This window comes from Duganella guangzhouensis (assembly GCF_009674535.1).
GTDB classification, from domain to species: Bacteria; Pseudomonadota; Gammaproteobacteria; order Burkholderiales; family Burkholderiaceae_D; genus Rugamonas; species Rugamonas guangzhouensis.
In genome coordinates this window covers 23949-40059 of sequence record NZ_WKJK01000012.1, presented here as the reverse complement: position 1 = coordinate 40059, position 16111 = coordinate 23949, and the positions used below count along the sequence as shown (strand labels likewise).

Here is a 16111-nt window from a genome sequence, read left to right as displayed (position 1 = left end):
GGGGCGTAAAAAGCGCGGATTATAGCATGCGCATGATTGCAGCAAAGGCAAGCGAACTCACCCTTGCGCCAGTCGCTGCAGCTCGTCCGGACGCAGGATAATCAGGCTGTGCGGGCCTTTCTCGATGATGCCCTGCTGGGTCAGCGTCAGCAGCGTGCGGGTCACGGTTTCGCGGCTGGTGTTGATCATATTGGCGACGTCCTGGTGGGTCGGCAGGTTTTCCACCACATGCTGGCCGTTGTCCTTTTTTTCCTTCAGCAGTTCGAGGAAGGTGTAGATGCGGCGCGGCGTGTTGTGGATGCTGAGCAGGGCGCGGAATTCGGAATCGCGCTGCACTTTGGCGGCCAGGAAGCGCAGCAGGTGGTTGGCCACCGGCGGCGAATGCGCGAACAGATGCAGCGCGGTGGCGCGCGGCAGCAGCGCCACCAGCACCGGCGTCAGCGCCACCACCGAGGCCGAGCGCAGCGAACCGTTGATAACGGCGATCTCGCCAAAGAAGTCGCCCGGCACCAGCATGCGCAAGCCGATGGCGCGGCCATCTTCGGTGATGTCGACCACTTGCAGCGAGCCGGTCAGCAGGAACAGCAGCGAATCGCCGGCCGCGCCTTTTTGCAGCACCACCTCGCGCTTGGCGTACTGGCGGATCCGCAGTTCGCTCTTGACGCGGGTCATGTGTTCCTCGCTCAGATCGGCCAGCAGTGGGATCTTGCGCAGGTAGATTTGTAATTGTGGGGTTTCGCCGGCGACGTCCGGCGCTACCGCCACCCGGGCGGCTTGATCCGGTGGCACCAGATCGAGAGTCGGGGCGGGCTTTTTCTTCGGTATGTTCATGTGTGGAGAGGCGGCGCCGCTTAGAAATTATCCCAGCGCAAGCTAAGTTGCACTGCCCGACTATTATAGTCGAACAGCGAGATGTTCTCGCGGTTGCGCACCAGCCGGCCTTCCAGGTGGGCGCTAACGTTGGGCATGAAATACCACTGCACGGCGGCACGTAGGTTGGTGGTGCGCTGGTGGCGCACCAGGTCGATCAGTCCCGGCGAATACACGCTGTCGCCGATCCAGCGCTGGTGCGTCAGGCCGGCCTCGGCATACACCTTGGGCTGCAGCGCGGTGAAATACTGCAGGTTGCCGAACCAGCCTTGGCGGTCGCCGCCCGGCCGCAGCGTGGTGCCGTGGTCGCGCAGGCCGCTGAGTGTGAATTGCACCTGGGTGCGGCGGTCGCGGTAGGTCAGCTGGCTGCCCAGTTCATAGGTGGTGGCATCGTAGGCGTCGCGGGTCGGGTAATCGACGCGGCTGAGGTTGCTGATCAGCGCCAGGTCCAGATTGGTCGGCAGCGTGATCGGCGGCGCCGCCCGTAGTTGCAGTTGGGCCTGGCGCTGGTACAGATGACCATCCAGTGTGGCGCTGCCGAGCGCGCCGGTAGCGCGGGTGCGCCAGCGGCCGATATTCCAGGCGTGTTCCAGTCCCAGCAGCAGCGAGTTGCTGTCCTGTTCGTGTTCATGGTCGTGGCGGCGCGCGTACAGCTGCACGATGGCTTGCGTGCCCTGGGCGTTGATTGGCTGCACATAGGACGCGGTCAGCAGCTTGTAGCTATCCGGATGCGGCAGGAATTCATCGGTCAGCTGGCCTTCGACGCCGCCAACGCTGAAGGTCGGGCTGCTGGCGCCTTGGTTGACGTTGCTGTCGTGGCCGCGGCCGACACTGAGCACCCACGACGCGCTGCGGTCGTTGACCAGCCGGCAGCCGCTGGCGCGGTGCTGGGCGATGACGTCGCGGATGCCCTTGGGCGGATCGAAGCGCACTTCGATTTCACGGAACAGGTGTTCGGCCTGGGTTGAGTTGCCAAGGTCGCACTGGGTAATGGCCAGCTCCAGCCAGGCGCCGGCGTGGCGCGGCTCGACCTTGATCAATTGTTGCAGCAGCTCGGTGGCGGCGCTCAGGTGGCCGGCGTCCAGCTCGTGCAGCGCGGCCTGGTACAGCGCCTCCTGCTCCTCCTGTTCGCGCGTCATCGGGGGACTTTCCGGCGTCGGCAATGGCTCAGGCTGGGCGGCGGGCGCGACAGCGGCGGCGGCCACCACCAGCTCGGCCGGCGGCAAGCTATCCTGCGCGGCGGCAGTGCCCAGCAGCAGTGTCAGCATCCACGGTAACAGGCGCTTCATGGCTGCGCCTCCAGCGTATATAGCTGCAGCGGCTTTTCCTTGCCGCGCAGCTGGCGTTCGCCCAGCGCCAGGAAGCGGTGCCGGCGCGCGCGCGCCACCGTGCCGGGGCCGACGATGACGTCATGCGGATAATCGCGCGCCGCCTGCTCCAGCCGGGCGGCGGTGTTGACGCTGTCGCCGACGGCGGTATAAATGCTGCGCTGGCTGGTGCCGTAGTCGCCGGCCATGGCGGGGCCGCTTTCGATGCCGATCCGAACCCGCAGCGGCGGCAAGCCCTGGCGCGCGCGCTGGGCGCTGAAGGCCGCCACTTCCTGCAGGATCTGGCGGGCGGCGTCCAGTGCCAGGTCGGCGTGCTCGGCATTCGGCAGCGGCGCGCCCCAGAACGCCACCAGGCCATCGCCGGTGTATTTGTCCAGCGTGCCTTGTTGGGCCAGTACCGGGCGCGTCAGGCAATCGAGGAAATCGGTGGTCAGGCGCGCGGCGGCGTCCAGCGGCAGTGACTCGACCTGGGTGGTGTAGCCTTCCATGTCGGCGATCAGCGTGGTCACTTCCAGCAGCCGTGGTGCCAGCGGATCTTGCAGATTGCTGCGCAGCAGCTCATCCACCACATCCTTGGCGACGTATTGGCGCAATGTGCCCAGCAACTGGCGCGAGCGCTGTTGCGCCTGCTGCCAGTGGAACGGCACCGCCACCGCCAGCAGGAACAGCGTCGACATCAGTGGCGCGGCCGGCGCCAGCAGCGGGTCGTGCGGCGTCAGCGTGTAGGCCAGTCCCAGCCACAGCAGCGCGCTGGCGCCCAGCAGTACGGCGTTGGCGGCGGCCGACAGGCGCGGCAGGGTGAAACTGGTCAGCAGTACTATGGCCAGCGTGTACAGCACCGCCAGCCAGCGGCCTGGCAGCGGGCGCGGGGCCAGGCCATCCTGTTCATCCAGCGCGGCGCTGAGCGCGGCCGCGTGTACCAGCAGGCCGGCGCTGGAGGGGGCCAACGGCGTGGCGACGCGGTCGCCGATGCTCAGCGAGGACGAGCCGATCAGCACCAGCCGGCCGGCGATGCCGTCGGCGTCGATCCGGCCATCCAGCAGGTCGGCGGCCTTGGCGACGTCGTAGGCGTCCCAGCTGCGGCGGTAGCCGATGCGCTGCAAGGCGCGGTCGGCCGGCGGCACGGCGCTGCCGGAGCAGCAGGCCAGCAGCGCGCGCGTCAGCGTCGGATAGGTCTGATTCTGGTAGCGGCTCAGCAGCGGCAGCTGGCGCAGCACACCGTCACTGTCCGGCAGCACGCCGATATTGCCGAAGTAGCGCGATTGCTTCAGGCCGGCGTGATTGCCGATGTAACCGGTGGCTTGCGGCGCGTCGGCCGGCGCGGCCGCGTTGCTGCCGCCACCCAGCAGGCCGCCGCGCAACGGCAGCGCGCGCGGCTGGTAGTCCAGCATCTGGGCCAGCACCAGCGGACCGTGCTGGGCCAGCATGGCGAGGCGGGCGTCGCCTTCGGCATCGGCCGGTTTTTCCTGCAGGATGTCGAGCGCTACGCCGCGCGCGCCGCCTTCGATCAGCAGCTCAACCAGGTCGGCCAGGCGGCTGCGCGACCACGGCCACGGATAGCGCGCCAGACTGGACTCGTCGATATCAACCACCAGAATGCGCTGGTCGGGCAGGTCGGTCGCCTGCAGCCGCACGAAGCGGTCGCGCAGCCATTCGCCACCCCAGCGCGACCAGTCCGGCGCGGCCGGCCACTGGGGCAGGGCGCACAGCAGGACGGCGACCACGGCAATCAGGCTGCGCGATACGACAGGAAAGGAAAAGCGCGTACTCAAAATTAGTCAGGCTCGTGTTCTTAAGTGGGGCCGATGGCGCGCCATTGTTGCATCAATTATAACTTCAGGATGCCATATCAACTAGTCAATCGGCAAGTATAGCGGTTTGTTTTGCCTCTGCGAAACTTATAGAGGCAAGGGTGTAACAGGCTGTAACAGATGTAAGTTGTGACGGCCGTCACAGACAATTGTGAGGCCAAATATAGAGAATAGGCAATAAGGAGAAGTTCGCTATGTATCGTAAATGTCTGATTGGCGCCGCATTGAGCATGGCAGGTCTGGCTTCCGCCTGGGGCGGTGAGGCCGGCCACGTCGTGTTCGTCACTGGCCAGGTGCAGCTGGGGGCCCAGCCCGCCAAGCTGGAAGCGGCGGTCAACGAGGGCGATGAAATCGCCACCGGCGCCGACGGCTATGTCTATATTAAAACTGTGGACAACGGTTTCCTGGTGCTGCGCCCCAACAGCCGGGCGCGCGTCAGTGATTACAAATTTGATCCCAAGCACCCTGCCGACACCCGCGTCAAGCTGGAACTGCTGAGCGGCGTGGCGCGGGCGATTTCCGGCCAGGGTGTCAAGGCCGCGCGCCAGAACTTCCGCTTCAACACGCCGGTCGCCGCGATTGGCGTGCGCGGCACCGACTTCATTGTCTACACCGACCAACAAACCTCGCGCGTCTCCGTGGTATCCGGCGGCGTGGTGATGGCGCCGTTTGCCGGCGCCTGCAGCGCCGACGGCGCCGGCCCTTGCGAAGGCAGCGCCAGCCGCGAACTGTTCGCCGGCCAGGCTGGGATGTTGTTGCAAGTGCAACGTGGCCAGGCTGCGCCGCAACTGCTGAACAATCCGGCACTGGCGCCGGATCAGTCGGAAAAACCACGCTCGGACGAGCCGGTGGGCAAGGTGGCGGCCGCTGCCGTCAGCCTGCAGCAGAGCACGCCGGTGAACTTTGACCCGGAGAAATCCGATCTGTCGCTTCAGGCCGTGCGCCAGCCGCAAACCACGACCGATACGCCAACGGTGGTGACGCCGCCGCCAACCGTGGTCACTTCGCCGGACGATACCGCCACCACGACGCCGACCACACCCACGACGCCGACCACGCCGACGACACCAACCACGCCCACCACACCGGTGACGCCGGTGACGCCGAAAGTGCAGGAAATCTTCTGGGGTCGCTGGAGCACGGTGGCTGGCGCGGCAGTAATGCCGTCCAGTATTCAGAGTAACAACACCGATAATCCATCCTTTGTCGGCGATTATGCGATTGCCCGCGTCAAAGGCGCGCAATTGGTCATGCCGACGGAAGGCACCGTGGCTTTCACGTTGAATGGCAGTGAGGCATACGTACAAAAAACCGGCGGCGTCGCGACATTGGCGGCGGTCGATTCCGGCGCGCTGAGTATTAACTTTGTCGACCGCTCATTTACCACCTCGCTGGTGGTATCGTCCGATAGCACTAAATATAACGTCACCGGCAAAGGGGTGGTCGATCTGACCGGCGCTATGTCAAATGTGGCGGCGTCTCAGAGTACGATTCGTGGTTATCTGAGTGGCACCAACGTGGAAGAAGCGGCTTATATATTTAAAAACACCGCCTATCCAAGCACCACCATTACCGGTGCCACCAGCTGGAAGCGATAAACAGTATTACGGCACTAATTAAATATGCATATTTAAAAAACGCAGCTTAATTGCTGCGTTTTTTTTAATCAGAGCGTGGCGTAAAAACGGCAGTAAATCTCTCCAAAACTCTCGTTTCAATCGTGCGCGGTAGTGCTTGATCTACAATTATTTGCAACATTCAGAAAAAAAACATGTTTTTTGCTTGAAAAAAGTTGCTTTTGTGATGCCCGTCACATCAATGTACCCCCGCTGTGGCAATATACTTCGCACTTCTGCAAAAAAGCGTTCAGTGTCAACAGCGCTGTTTGCACTGAACTGCAGAATTTTTGGTTTAAACCACTCTTATAAGGAATTTCAATTATGGCAGCACAAGATTACGCCAGCCTGGTACAACAACTGTACGTGACCTACTTCGGCCGTCCAGCTGACTACTTCGGTCTGCAAAACTTCGAAGCGCAATTGGCCGCTCTGAACGCACCAACCACGCTGGCTGAGCTGAACGCTGCTGTACAAGCTGACAGCACCAGCGCTCTGGCTACCCTGGTCAACAGCTTCAGCTCGTCGGACGAGTCGAAAGCCCTGTACGGCACCGACACCAGCCAAGTTGGTATTTCGAAATTCGTGGAAGCCATCTACGTCAACCTGCTGGGTCGTGAGCCAGACGTTGAAGGTTGGGCCTTCTGGACCAGCGCCATCACCAGCGGTTCGCTGACCCTGGCTAACGCCGCTCTGGCAATCGCTCAAGGCGCCCTGGCTAACACCTCGGCACAAGGCCTGCTGGATGCCGCTACCGTGTCCAACAAAGTGACCGTTGCGACCAACTTCACCGCTGCTCTGGACACCGTTGCTGAAATCAACGCGTTCTCGGGCGACACCGCTGCTGCTGCCGCACGCGGCCTGCTGAAAAACGTCGACAGCACCACCGACACCACCGCTTACCAATCGACCGTTGAATCGACCGTATCGTCGATCACCAGCGCTTCGATCCCAAGCACCAACAGCACCCTGACCACCGCGATCGACAGCGTCACCGGCGGCAATGGCAACGACGTGATCACCGCTCTGGTTGACCACACCACTGCTGCTAACACCACCCTGAACGCCCTGGACACCATCGATGGCGGCGCCGGCTCCGACACGCTGAACCTGCAAGTTGTGGGTAGCCTGGTGAACGGCGACATTTCGAGCGCAACCATCAAGAACGTGGAAAACGTCACCGTACGTGCCACTGGCGCTGTGACCCTGGACGAAACCGCCCTGACCAGCGTAACTGGCGTGACCAGCATCGCTGTGACCCAAGCCACCGCAGCCACCATCACCGCTAACTCGACCACCGCAGTGGCGATCACTGGTGTGAACGGCGCAGTCGCTATCGACGGCGGTTCGAGCAACTCCGTGACCGGCACCGGCGCTGGCGGCATCACCATCGGCGCGACCACCGCTGCCAAAGGCGCGATCACCGTATCGGCTACCGCACAAGGCACCGGCGCTATCGCCATCAGCGGCGGTACCAGCGTTTCGCTGACCGACTCCGGCGTGACCACCGGCACCGTTACCATCGGCGGCGGCTCGGCCAAACCAACCGGCGCAGTGGCTATCACCTCGACCGGCGCTGAATACGCTGACGTGGCTGGCGCGACCCTGGGTGCCATCACCGTGAACGGCGGCACCAAAGTTTCCGTGATCCAGACCGCATCGTCGGACTACTCGGATGCAGCTACCGACACCGGCGCAACCGGCAACGCGATCGTTCAAAGCGACGTGACCGTGAACGGCACCTCGAAAACCACCGAAGTTATCGTTCAGCAAACCACCGCTTCGCTTGGCGTTGACGCTGTGACCGCTGTCGCCGGTGCGAAAACCACCGACACCGTGACCTTCACCGCCCTGGCCGCTGGCGCCAGTGTGACTGTCGATGGCCTGGTCTTCACCGCCTCGAAAGCCCTGACCGCTGCTCAAGTAGCTGCGGCCTTCGCTAACCTGACCGCTGGTGCAACCCAGGGTTCGGCAGCTGCTGGCAACGGTATCTACTCGGGTGCCCTGTCGGACAACTTCACCACCGGCTCTGTATCTAGCGCTAAAGTGACCTTCACCGCCGTGGCCGCTGATTCGACCATCGCTGACGTAACCGCCACCGGCGCGACCGTTGCCGCTGTTACCGCCGGCGCTGACGCCACCACCGCTGTGACCGGCGAAGCTGCTATCACCGGCGGCACCGTGAACATCACCGACAGCGGCGCGAAGTCGATCGCTACCGTGACCGTATCGGGCTACAATGCTGCTAACATCAGCTCCAGCGGCCTGACCGCCCTGAACCTGGCAAACAGCGACGGCACCGTGGCTGTGACCAACACCGCAGCAACCACCCTGGCACTGACCGTTGACAACGTTGGTACTGGTACCCAAGCTGCTGTTGGTATCGGCGCAACCTACACCACCCTGAACCTGGCTGCTACTTCGGATTCGGCGATCAATCTGACCGCCGCTGGCATCACCGCTCTGAACGTGTCGGGCGCTGGCGTTGCTAATCTGTCGAGCTCGACCACTGCTTCGCTGAAAACCGTGGTTGTAACCGGCACCGCTGGCCTGACCCTGGACAACGCCGCTGCTACCCTGACCAGCGTGACCACCACCGGCACCACCGGCACCGTGACCGCGACCATCAAAGGTTCGCAAGCTACCTACACCGGCGGCTCTGGCGTTGACGTTGTGACCCTGAGCGGCACCTCGGTAACCAAGGCAATCTCGCTGGGCGCTGGCGACGACACCCTGAAGCTGGCAACCGGCACCCAATCCCTGACCGCGAATGTGGACGGTGGTGATGGTACCGACACCCTGGCAATCGCTGCTGTTGACGCTGCAGCTGCTTCGCTGACCAGCGCTTTCGGCGCCAAGATCTCGAACTTCGAGAAACTGGACCTGGGTGCTTCGGGCACCGACGTCGTGAACCTGGCCAACCTGGACAGCATCAGCTACGTTATCAGCGGTGGTGCTACCTCGCTGGAACTGGACAGCTTCGGCGCCAACGGTACTCTGGAACTGACGGGTGCAAGCACCCTGGTAAAAGTCGTGCTGGCTGACGCTACCGGTACCTCCGATGTGCTGAACGTGGTAACCAAAGTGGTCGCTGCCGACCTGAACTTCGGTGCCGTACAGGCTGATGGCGTTGAAACCATCAACCTGACCGTCACCGATACCGACACCTCGGCCATCGCTGGCGCTGGCGTGAACGAAGCGACCATCAAGCTGACCGATGCTGCTCTGAAGTCGCTGGTAATCGCTGGTAACAGCGATCTGGTGCTGACCGTTGATGCTACCAACACCGCGCTCACCACCGTCAACGCTTCGGCTCTGACCGGCTCGCTGACCGCGACCACGGGTTCGGTTGCTAGCGTGACCATCACCGGTGGTTCGGGTGCTGACACCCTGACCGCAGCTGGCAACAGCGCTGTCCTGAACGGTGGTGCTGGTAACGACACCCTGATCGTTGCTGGTGACCTGGCTAAACTGACCGGCGGTGCTGGCGCTGACAACTTCAACGTTGCTCACGCTACCACCAACGTTAACAGCTACGCTACCATTACCGACCTGAGCGCTGGCGATATCATCACCTTCGGCACCCAGGCAGTGGACTTCAACGCGTCGAAAGTTACCCTGGCTGACACCTCGGTGTTCCAGGATTACGCCAACGCCGCGATTGCAGCGACTTCCCAAGGTGACGTGTCGTGGTTCCAGTACAACGGCGCCACCTACGTGGTTGACCACGAAAGCACTGGTTCGACCTCGTTCGTCAACGGCACTGACGTGATCGTTAAGATTACCGGTACCGTCGACCTGAGCACTGCATCGTTCTCGAGCGATGGTCACACCCTGCTGCTGGTAGGCTAATAGTCTTGCGCCATCCCCGGGCTAGTCCTGGGGTGGGTAGACCGCAAAAAACCCCTCACGCCCTGGCGTGAGGGGTTTTTTCTTTTGTAACCGCGCAACAAATTTCCCGAAACAAAATATTTTGTGATCCACATCACATTTTTTACATCATTTAAGGGATAATGGCTGTTCTATAATCGAACGCGGTACTGCGTGATGAAAAAACTTCTGAATCCTAAGAGCGAAATTGGGCAAGTCCTGCTCAGTTTTAAGAAAACCTTTTATACCGTAGGGACTTTCAGCGCCATCATCAACATGCTGATGTTGGCTCCTTCGCTGTACATGTTGCAGGTCTACGACCGCGTGCTGAGCAGCCATAACGAGGTCACGCTGGCGATGCTGTCGATAATGATCGTTGGCACCTATTTGCTGATGTCAGTGCTGGAGCTGGTGCGTAGCTTTGTGCTGGTGCGGGTCGGTGCCCGCTTCGACATGCAGCTGAATAAGCGCATTTACACTGCGGCGTTTGAGCAAAATCTGAAAGCATCCGGTGCCAATGCTGGTCAGTCGCTGGCCGACCTGACCAACTTGCGTCAATTCCTGACCGGGAACGCGCTGTTCGCCTTCTTCGACGCGCCATGGTTTCCGATTTACCTGATCGTGATCTTCATTTTTGAGCCGACGCTGGGCCTGTTTGCACTGGGTGGCACGCTGCTGCTGGTGATCTTGGCCTTCGTCAACGAAAAGGTGACGCATAAGCCGCTGGCAGAAGCCAACAGCATGTCGATCCAGGCCAATAATCTGGCCACCAACAACTTGCGCAACGCTGAAGTGATCGAATCGATGGGCATGCTGCCCAACGTGATGAACCGTTGGTTCAAGCGTCATGGTTATTTCTTGCACTTGCAAGCAAAAGCCAGCGAAACCGCTGGTTATATCAATGCCATAACCAAGTTTGTACAGCTGTCGCTGCAATCGTTGGTACTGGGCTTTGGCGCGCTGCTAGTACTAGAAAACAAAATTAGTCCGGGCATGATGATTGCCGCCTCGATTTTGGTCGGCCGCGCGCTGGCGCCGGTGCAGCAGGTGATTGGTGTGTGGAAGAGCTGGGCTAACACCCGTAGCGCTTTCGAGCGCTTGAACACGTTGCTGGAAAAGCATCCGGTACGTGCGGCCGGTATGGAACTGCCGAAGCCCACCGGCGCGCTGGCAATTGAAGGTGTCACCGCAGCTCCACCGGGCGCAACGGTACCTGTTCTGCGGGGTGTGAACTTTGCGATCCAGGCCGGCGATGTACTGGGTATAGTCGGTCCTAGCGGTTGCGGCAAGTCGACGCTGGCACGCCTGATGGTTGGTGTCTGGCCTGCGCTGATGGGCAAGGTGCGCCTGGATGGTGCCGATATCTATCAGTGGAACAAGGGGGAGCTCGGTCCGAACATCGGCTACCTGCCGCAGGATGTGGAACTGTTTGGCGGCAGCATTGCCGAAAACATTGCCCGCTTCGGCGACGTCGACGGTGAAAAAGTGGTGGACGCGGCTAAGCGTGCTGGCGTACACGACATGATTCTGCATTTGCCTAAAGGCTACGACACAGTGTTGGGCGACGGTGGCGCCGGCCTGTCCGGTGGCCAGCGCCAGCGTCTTGGCCTGGCGCGTGCCATGTATGGTGATCCTGCCCTCTTGGTGCTGGACGAGCCGAATTCCAATCTGGATGACGTCGGTGAAGCCGCGCTGGTGCAGGCTGTGCATGCCCTGCGCCAGAAAGGCAAAACGGTGGTCCTGATTACCCACCGCACCAGTGCGATTGCGGCCACCACCAAGCTGTTGGTGTTGCGTGACGGCACTGTGTCGGCCTTTGGTCCGACCAATCAGGTGCTGGCTGCGCTGCAAGAACAGCAGCAGAAGCAAGTGGTCAGCCAGCAGGCGGCGCAGCAAGCTGCGCAACAACAAGCCGCGGCCCAGCAGCAGGCTGCGGCTCAACAAGCCGCAGCGCAACAAGCCGCAGCGCAACAGGCGGCGGACATCGTAGCGCAGCAGCAGGTTGCTGCCCAGGCTGGCGGTGCCAACGCAGCGACGGAACAGGAGTAAGTCATGAGCAATGTGATTAACAAAGCGGATGCGACGCCGGTCGAAGTCATTTCGCGCGACGTCACACCGATCGAAGTAAATACCGATGCCGGATCGTATGCGCGCATCGGTTGGCTGGTAGTGCTGCTGGGAGTCGTCGGTTTCCTGGTCTGGGCCTGGTTTGCGCCGTTGGACAAAGGCGTACCGATGAGTGGTTACGTGACCAAGGAAGGCAATCGCAAGGCTGTGCAAAATCTGGCCGGCGGCACGGTGAATGCGATCATGGTGCATGATGGCGACGTCGTCAAACAAGGCCAGGTCCTGGTACGCATGAGCGATGTTACTGCCAAGTCTGCCTTTGAGACCGCATTGGCGCAGTACATCAGTAGCCGTACTTCGGAAGCTCGTCTGGAGGCGGAGCAGACCGGTGCACACAGTTTCAACCTGCCACCTGAGTTGGACAAATACAAGAACGATCCACGCGCGATTGAAGCGATGGCGCTGCAACGTCAACTGCTGACTTCGCGTCAGATGGCGTTGCAAGCCGAACTGGCGGGTATGAATGAGAATATTCAAGGCTTGAACGAACAGGTACGCAATCAGGAGGAATCGCGCGACAGCAAGAAGGAGCAGCTGACGATCCTGAAGGAGCAGCTGGAAAACAACCGCGATCTGGCCAAGGATGGTTACATCCCGCGTTCGCGCCTGCTGGACATCGAGCGCAGCTATGCTCAGGTGAACGGTGCGATTTCCGAGGACATCGGTACCATCGCCCGAGCCCGCAGCCAGGTGGCCGAATTGAAAACGCGCCGTGTACAGCGCACTGAGGAATACCAGAAGGAAGTTCGTACTCAGCTGTCCGATATCCGTAAGGAAGCCGAAGCCCTTGACAGCCGTTTGAAGGGACTGGAGTTTGATGTGGTCAATTCCGAGGTGCGCGCCCCGGTTGACGGCGTGGTTGTAGGCAGCAATATTTTCACCAATGGCGGTGTGGTGCCCGCCGGTACCCGCATGATGGATCTGGTGCCAGTGGATGATGCGCTGGTGGTCGAAGGCAATTTGCCAGTCAACCTGGTGGACAAGGTCCATGTCGGCCTGAAGACCGAGCTGATCTTTGCCGCCTTTAATACCAACCGCACCCCGCATATTCCGGGTGAAGTGATTCAGGTGGCGGCCGACCGCAATGTCGACGAGAAAACTGGCGCGGCATTTTACAAAGTGCGTGCCCGCGTGACGCCGGAAGGCGCCAAGCTGCTCGCTTCCAAGAAGCTGGACGTGGTGCCGGGTATGCCGGTGGAGATGTTCGTGAAGACTGGCGAACGCACCATGATGAGCTACCTGATGAAGCCGGCCTTCGACCGCGCGAAATCTGCAATGTCGGAGGACTAAGCATGAAGTCTGGCGTATCCATCCGTCGCCGTCTGCTGCCGCTGGCACTGGCTGCGGCCGGCCTGCTGCACGGTGCCAGCGCCTCGGCGCTGACGCTGATGCAGGCTTACGAGGCAGCGTTGCAAAACGACCCGACCTACCGTGCCGCTTATCAGGTGGCGCAAGCCGGCAAGGAAAACCGCATTCTGGCGCGCTCCAATCTGCTGCCGTCGCTGTCGGCCGCGTATTCGATCAACCAGAACCGCTCCACGGTTGAGGAGTACCACATCCGACTGCCGGAAGACTATCTGTCGCGCTCAGCCACCATCCAGGTGCGTCAGCCGGTGTTCAGTCTGGATGCACTGGCGCGCTTCAAGCAAGGCAAGGCGCAGGCCGACTATGCCGAGGCGCAGTTCGACAGCGCTTCGCAGGACGTGTTGATGCGCATGCTGAGCAGCTATTTCGAAGTGCTGTTCAAATACGATCAGGTGGCCTTTGCCAAGGCCGAGCGCGACATGTATGCCGAGCAGCGCAAGGTCAACGACCTGCTGCTGAAACGCGGCGAAGGCACCAGCACCGATGCGCTGGAAACCCAGTCGCGGCTGGATCTGGCGGAAGCGTCGGTGATCGAGGCGGAAGACGCGTTGAGCAGTGCGCGCGATACGTTGCAGTCGATCGTTGGTCACGATGTGGATGTCACGGTGCTGGATCAGCTGCGCCCTGGCATGCGGGTGACGGCGGACGAGTTGCTCAGCTTTGAAGCGTGGCGTGACAAGGCGATGGAGCTCAACCCGGACATCCGCACCCAGCGCAAGAACATCGAGATCGCGCGCCAGGAGATCAACAAGCAGCGCGCCGGCCATGCGCCGCGCGTGGACTTCGTCGGCACCTACGGCAAGACTTTGTCGGACTCGCTGTCGACTGTGAACCAGGAAACCACGGTGCGTTCGATCGGCTTCTCGGTCAACATCCCGATCTTCAATGGTGGCGCGGTCAGCGCGACCACGCGCCAGGCGGTGGCCAACAAATCCAAAGCCGAAGCCGACCTCGATGGACAGATCGACAAAGTGGTGATCGACCTGCGCAAGTATTACAAGCAGATGGTCAGCAGTAAGCCCAAGATTGATGCGCTGATTAAAGCAGTCGATTCGGCCCAATTGCTGATTACCGCAACCCAGAAGAGCATTCAGGGTGGCGTGCGTATCAACCTGGATCTGCTGACCGCGCAGCGTCAGTTGTCCGCCGCACAGCGCGATCTGGCGCAGGCGCGTTACGGCTATATCCTGGCACTGCTGCACGTGCGCGCCGACGCTGGCGTGCTGGGCATGGACGATGTTCGTTTGCTGGCGGCCTACTTCGAGTAAGCTCCACCAGCGCAAAAAAAAGCAGCTCACTGAGCTGCTTTTTTTATTTACTGCTTCTGGTAGCAGTGCGGGCAGGACTCGCCATACACAAACTCCGGCGCCAGTTGCTGGCGCGGCGTCACCACGGCGCGGCAGTTGAAGCACTGCGTGGTTTCGGTCGGTTCCAGTTTCGGATTCAGCGCGGTACGGTAGTCGAACACGAAGCAGTCGCCGCTGTAGTGGGCGCCGCCGACTTCTTCGAAGTATTTCAGGATGCCGCCTTCCAGCTGGTAGACGTGGTCGTAGCCGATGTTCTGCATGTGGATCGCGGCTTTCTCGCAGCGGATGCCGCCGGTGCAGAAGGTGACCACGGTCTTGCCTTCAAAGTCGGGCTTGTGGGCGGCGATCAGTTCCGGGAATTCGGTGAATTTCTTGATGCGGTAGTCGACCGTGTTGTCGAAGGTGCCGACGTCGACTTCGAAATCGTTGCGGGTATCGACCATCACCACCGGCCGGCCTTCGTCGTCGACGCCGTTGTCCAGCCAGCGTTTCAGCGTGTGCGCTTCGACGTTGGGGGCGCGGCCTTCTTCCGGCTTAATCAGCGGCATGCGCATGGTGATGATTTCCTTTTTGATCTTCACCAGCATGCGCTTGTGCGACTGTTCGGCCGACAGGCTTTCCTTCACTTCCAGATCGGCGAAGCGGGCGTCGCTGCGGACCCAGGCCAAGTACTCGTCGATATGGGCGCGCTGGCCGGACAGGAACATATTGATGCCTTCCGGCGTCAGCAGCACAGTGCCTTTCAGGCCCAGGCGGGTGCAAATCTCCTGGTACTGCGGGCGGATCTCTTCCAGATTGTCAAAGGTGACAAATTTATAGGCGGCGATGTTGACGTGCGGCGTGGCAGCGCCAGCATGCGCTTCAGCTTGTAAAGCGGTATTAGCTTGCATGATGGTGTGAGGACAAAAAAGGGCAAGGCGACATTATACGCACGATCAGCATACAAATCCTCAATTTGCCTAAAATTTAGGCGATCTTTGCGTGTTATCAGCATCTCAGAAGACGTTGGCGTCATGGTGTGCATTTCGACCTGCTCATCATGGTAATGAAATGAACACTGGCTATCGTTGGATGCATTTTCGAATGAAGAGGTTACAGCATACGTTTCGTCACGCGCGGAATTTTGGTGTACTTGGGACGTCAAATAAAAACACGCTTGCGGCATTTCGGCGGGCCTTATTGGCGCACATTGCATCACCCCACACGACCGTGCTAGAGGGGTATTATCGAAACCGGCCTGTTACGCATTTCATCGATCTGCGCTCCGGACTGAATGTCATGCGCGGAGCCGATGGATATTATCTTTCCGGTTGGCGATTGAACGAAAGGCAATTTGGGTGTCTCTTAAACAGCGGGCGGGTGGGGGGAGCAAAGTCATGAATGACGTATTTGACAGGTATGCCGCTCTGATAGGGCTCTTCTTGAGCCATCAGCTATCAGCCCAGGAATTCAGTGATCGCTTTTTGGAAAATTTTAAAGAGGAGACAGCGCCTATGGCAGAGCCTTTGTTTCTGCTGCTTGATGAGCTTTTTGGAGATGCGGATTCTTTTACAACCGATCCGGATTTGCTTGCTGAAGATCCTGTTTTTTATCTGGATGAGCAAGGCTTGGAGTCCAAGACGCGAGATATTTTGCATCGGATGGTGATGTGGCGCGATCGGGAAATGGCGGCATAAGAGGCGTGATTGTTTAGCAGAAGGGAGATGCCATGCCAGGCTCATGCTGAGCCATTTGTGCCGCGCGGCCCCCCGCGCTGACAAGCAGTAACGCCGGAATTCTCCGTCCGGGCCGCCGCACGGTAAAATAGGGGGTTATTG

At 60.5% G+C, this 16111-nt stretch carries 11 protein-coding genes; 7 read left to right on the top strand and 4 right to left on the bottom strand.

The window, feature by feature from the left end; genetic code table 11:
• Positions 1-57: 57 nt before the first annotated feature.
• From GJ699_RS21645 to GJ699_RS21635, 3 genes are read right to left on the bottom strand one after another with little or no spacing between them, the layout of a single operon-like run.
• Entirely contained in the window at positions 58-831 is a 774-nt protein-coding gene (locus GJ699_RS21645) for a Crp/Fnr family transcriptional regulator (RefSeq protein ID WP_154380185.1), read from the bottom strand.
• 20 nt (positions 832-851) lie between these two features.
• Positions 852-2159, bottom strand: a complete 1308-nt coding sequence (locus tag GJ699_RS21640) for a tetratricopeptide repeat protein (RefSeq protein ID WP_154380183.1) — start codon at positions 2157-2159, stop codon at positions 852-854.
• Complete coding sequence (locus GJ699_RS21635; protein WP_154380181.1) at positions 2156-3970, bottom strand: CHASE2 domain-containing protein; 1815 nt, start codon at positions 3968-3970, stop codon at positions 2156-2158. Before GJ699_RS21635 ends, GJ699_RS21640 begins: the two co-directional genes overlap by 4 nt.
• Positions 3971-4203: 233 nt before the next feature.
• Between GJ699_RS21635 and GJ699_RS21630 the strand changes: the two genes are divergently transcribed.
• The 5 genes from GJ699_RS21630 (at position 4204) to GJ699_RS21605 (ending at position 14255) form a co-directional block, all read left to right on the top strand.
• Positions 4204-5607 (top strand): FecR family protein, encoded by a 1404-nt coding sequence (locus GJ699_RS21630; protein ID WP_154380179.1) that lies wholly within the window; start codon positions 4204-4206, stop codon positions 5605-5607.
• 342 nt (positions 5608-5949) lie between these two features.
• Positions 5950-9477, top strand: coding sequence for a beta strand repeat-containing protein (locus tag GJ699_RS34660; protein WP_229262225.1), 3528 nt, complete (start codon positions 5950-5952; stop codon positions 9475-9477).
• A 195-nt stretch (positions 9478-9672) separates the two neighbouring features.
• Entirely contained in the window at positions 9673-11544 is a 1872-nt protein-coding gene (locus tag GJ699_RS21615; protein ID WP_154380175.1) for a type I secretion system permease/ATPase, read from the top strand.
• Positions 11545-11547: 3 nt separating this feature from the next.
• Positions 11548-12912 carry an HlyD family type I secretion periplasmic adaptor subunit gene (locus tag GJ699_RS21610; protein ID WP_154380173.1) on the top strand — a complete coding sequence of 455 codons (1365 nt, stop codon included), beginning with the start codon at positions 11548-11550 and terminating at the stop codon, positions 12910-12912.
• Between the two features lie 2 nt (positions 12913-12914).
• On the top strand, positions 12915-14255 hold the full coding sequence (locus GJ699_RS21605; protein WP_154380171.1) for a TolC family outer membrane protein: 1341 nt from the start codon (positions 12915-12917) through the stop codon (positions 14253-14255).
• 47 nt (positions 14256-14302) lie between these two features.
• On the opposite strand, the gene GJ699_RS21600 is transcribed toward GJ699_RS21605, so the two are convergent.
• Positions 14303-15184, bottom strand: coding sequence for a sulfurtransferase (locus tag GJ699_RS21600; RefSeq protein WP_154380169.1), 882 nt, complete (start codon positions 15182-15184; stop codon positions 14303-14305).
• Positions 15185-15344: 160 nt separating this feature from the next.
• Here GJ699_RS21600 and GJ699_RS35335 point away from each other — a divergent pair, with 160 nt between their 5' ends.
• Both GJ699_RS35335 and GJ699_RS21590 read left to right on the top strand, forming a co-directional pair.
• Positions 15345-15674, top strand: a complete 330-nt coding sequence (locus GJ699_RS35335; RefSeq protein ID WP_154380167.1) for a colicin D domain-containing protein — start codon at positions 15345-15347, stop codon at positions 15672-15674.
• Positions 15671-15970, top strand: a complete 300-nt coding sequence (locus GJ699_RS21590; protein ID WP_154380165.1) for a colicin immunity domain-containing protein — start codon at positions 15671-15673, stop codon at positions 15968-15970. Before GJ699_RS35335 ends, GJ699_RS21590 begins: the two co-directional genes overlap by 4 nt.
• Positions 15971-16111 lie beyond the last annotated feature (141 nt).

What these genes read in the sequence shown, in the direction of transcription:
- GJ699_RS21645 (WP_154380185.1), bottom strand. Translation starts at nt 831, where the DNA reads ATGAACATACCGAAGAAAAAGCCCGCCCCGACTCTCGATCTGGTGCCA.
- GJ699_RS21640 (WP_154380183.1), bottom strand. Translation starts at nt 2,159, where the DNA reads ATGAAGCGCCTGTTACCGTGGATGCTGACACTGCTGCTGGGCACTGCC.
- GJ699_RS21630 (WP_154380179.1), top strand. Translation starts at nt 4,204, where the DNA reads ATGTATCGTAAATGTCTGATTGGCGCCGCATTGAGCATGGCAGGTCTG.
- GJ699_RS34660 (WP_229262225.1), top strand. Translation starts at nt 5,950, where the DNA reads ATGGCAGCACAAGATTACGCCAGCCTGGTACAACAACTGTACGTGACC.
- GJ699_RS21615 (WP_154380175.1), top strand. Translation starts at nt 9,673, where the DNA reads ATGAAAAAACTTCTGAATCCTAAGAGCGAAATTGGGCAAGTCCTGCTC.
- GJ699_RS21610 (WP_154380173.1), top strand. Translation starts at nt 11,548, where the DNA reads ATGAGCAATGTGATTAACAAAGCGGATGCGACGCCGGTCGAAGTCATT.
- GJ699_RS21605 (WP_154380171.1), top strand. Translation starts at nt 12,915, where the DNA reads ATGAAGTCTGGCGTATCCATCCGTCGCCGTCTGCTGCCGCTGGCACTG.
- GJ699_RS21600 (WP_154380169.1), bottom strand. Translation starts at nt 15,184, where the DNA reads ATGCAAGCTAATACCGCTTTACAAGCTGAAGCGCATGCTGGCGCTGCC.
- GJ699_RS35335 (WP_154380167.1), top strand. Translation starts at nt 15,345, where the DNA reads ATGAACACTGGCTATCGTTGGATGCATTTTCGAATGAAGAGGTTACAG.
- GJ699_RS21590 (WP_154380165.1), top strand. Translation starts at nt 15,671, where the DNA reads ATGAATGACGTATTTGACAGGTATGCCGCTCTGATAGGGCTCTTCTTG.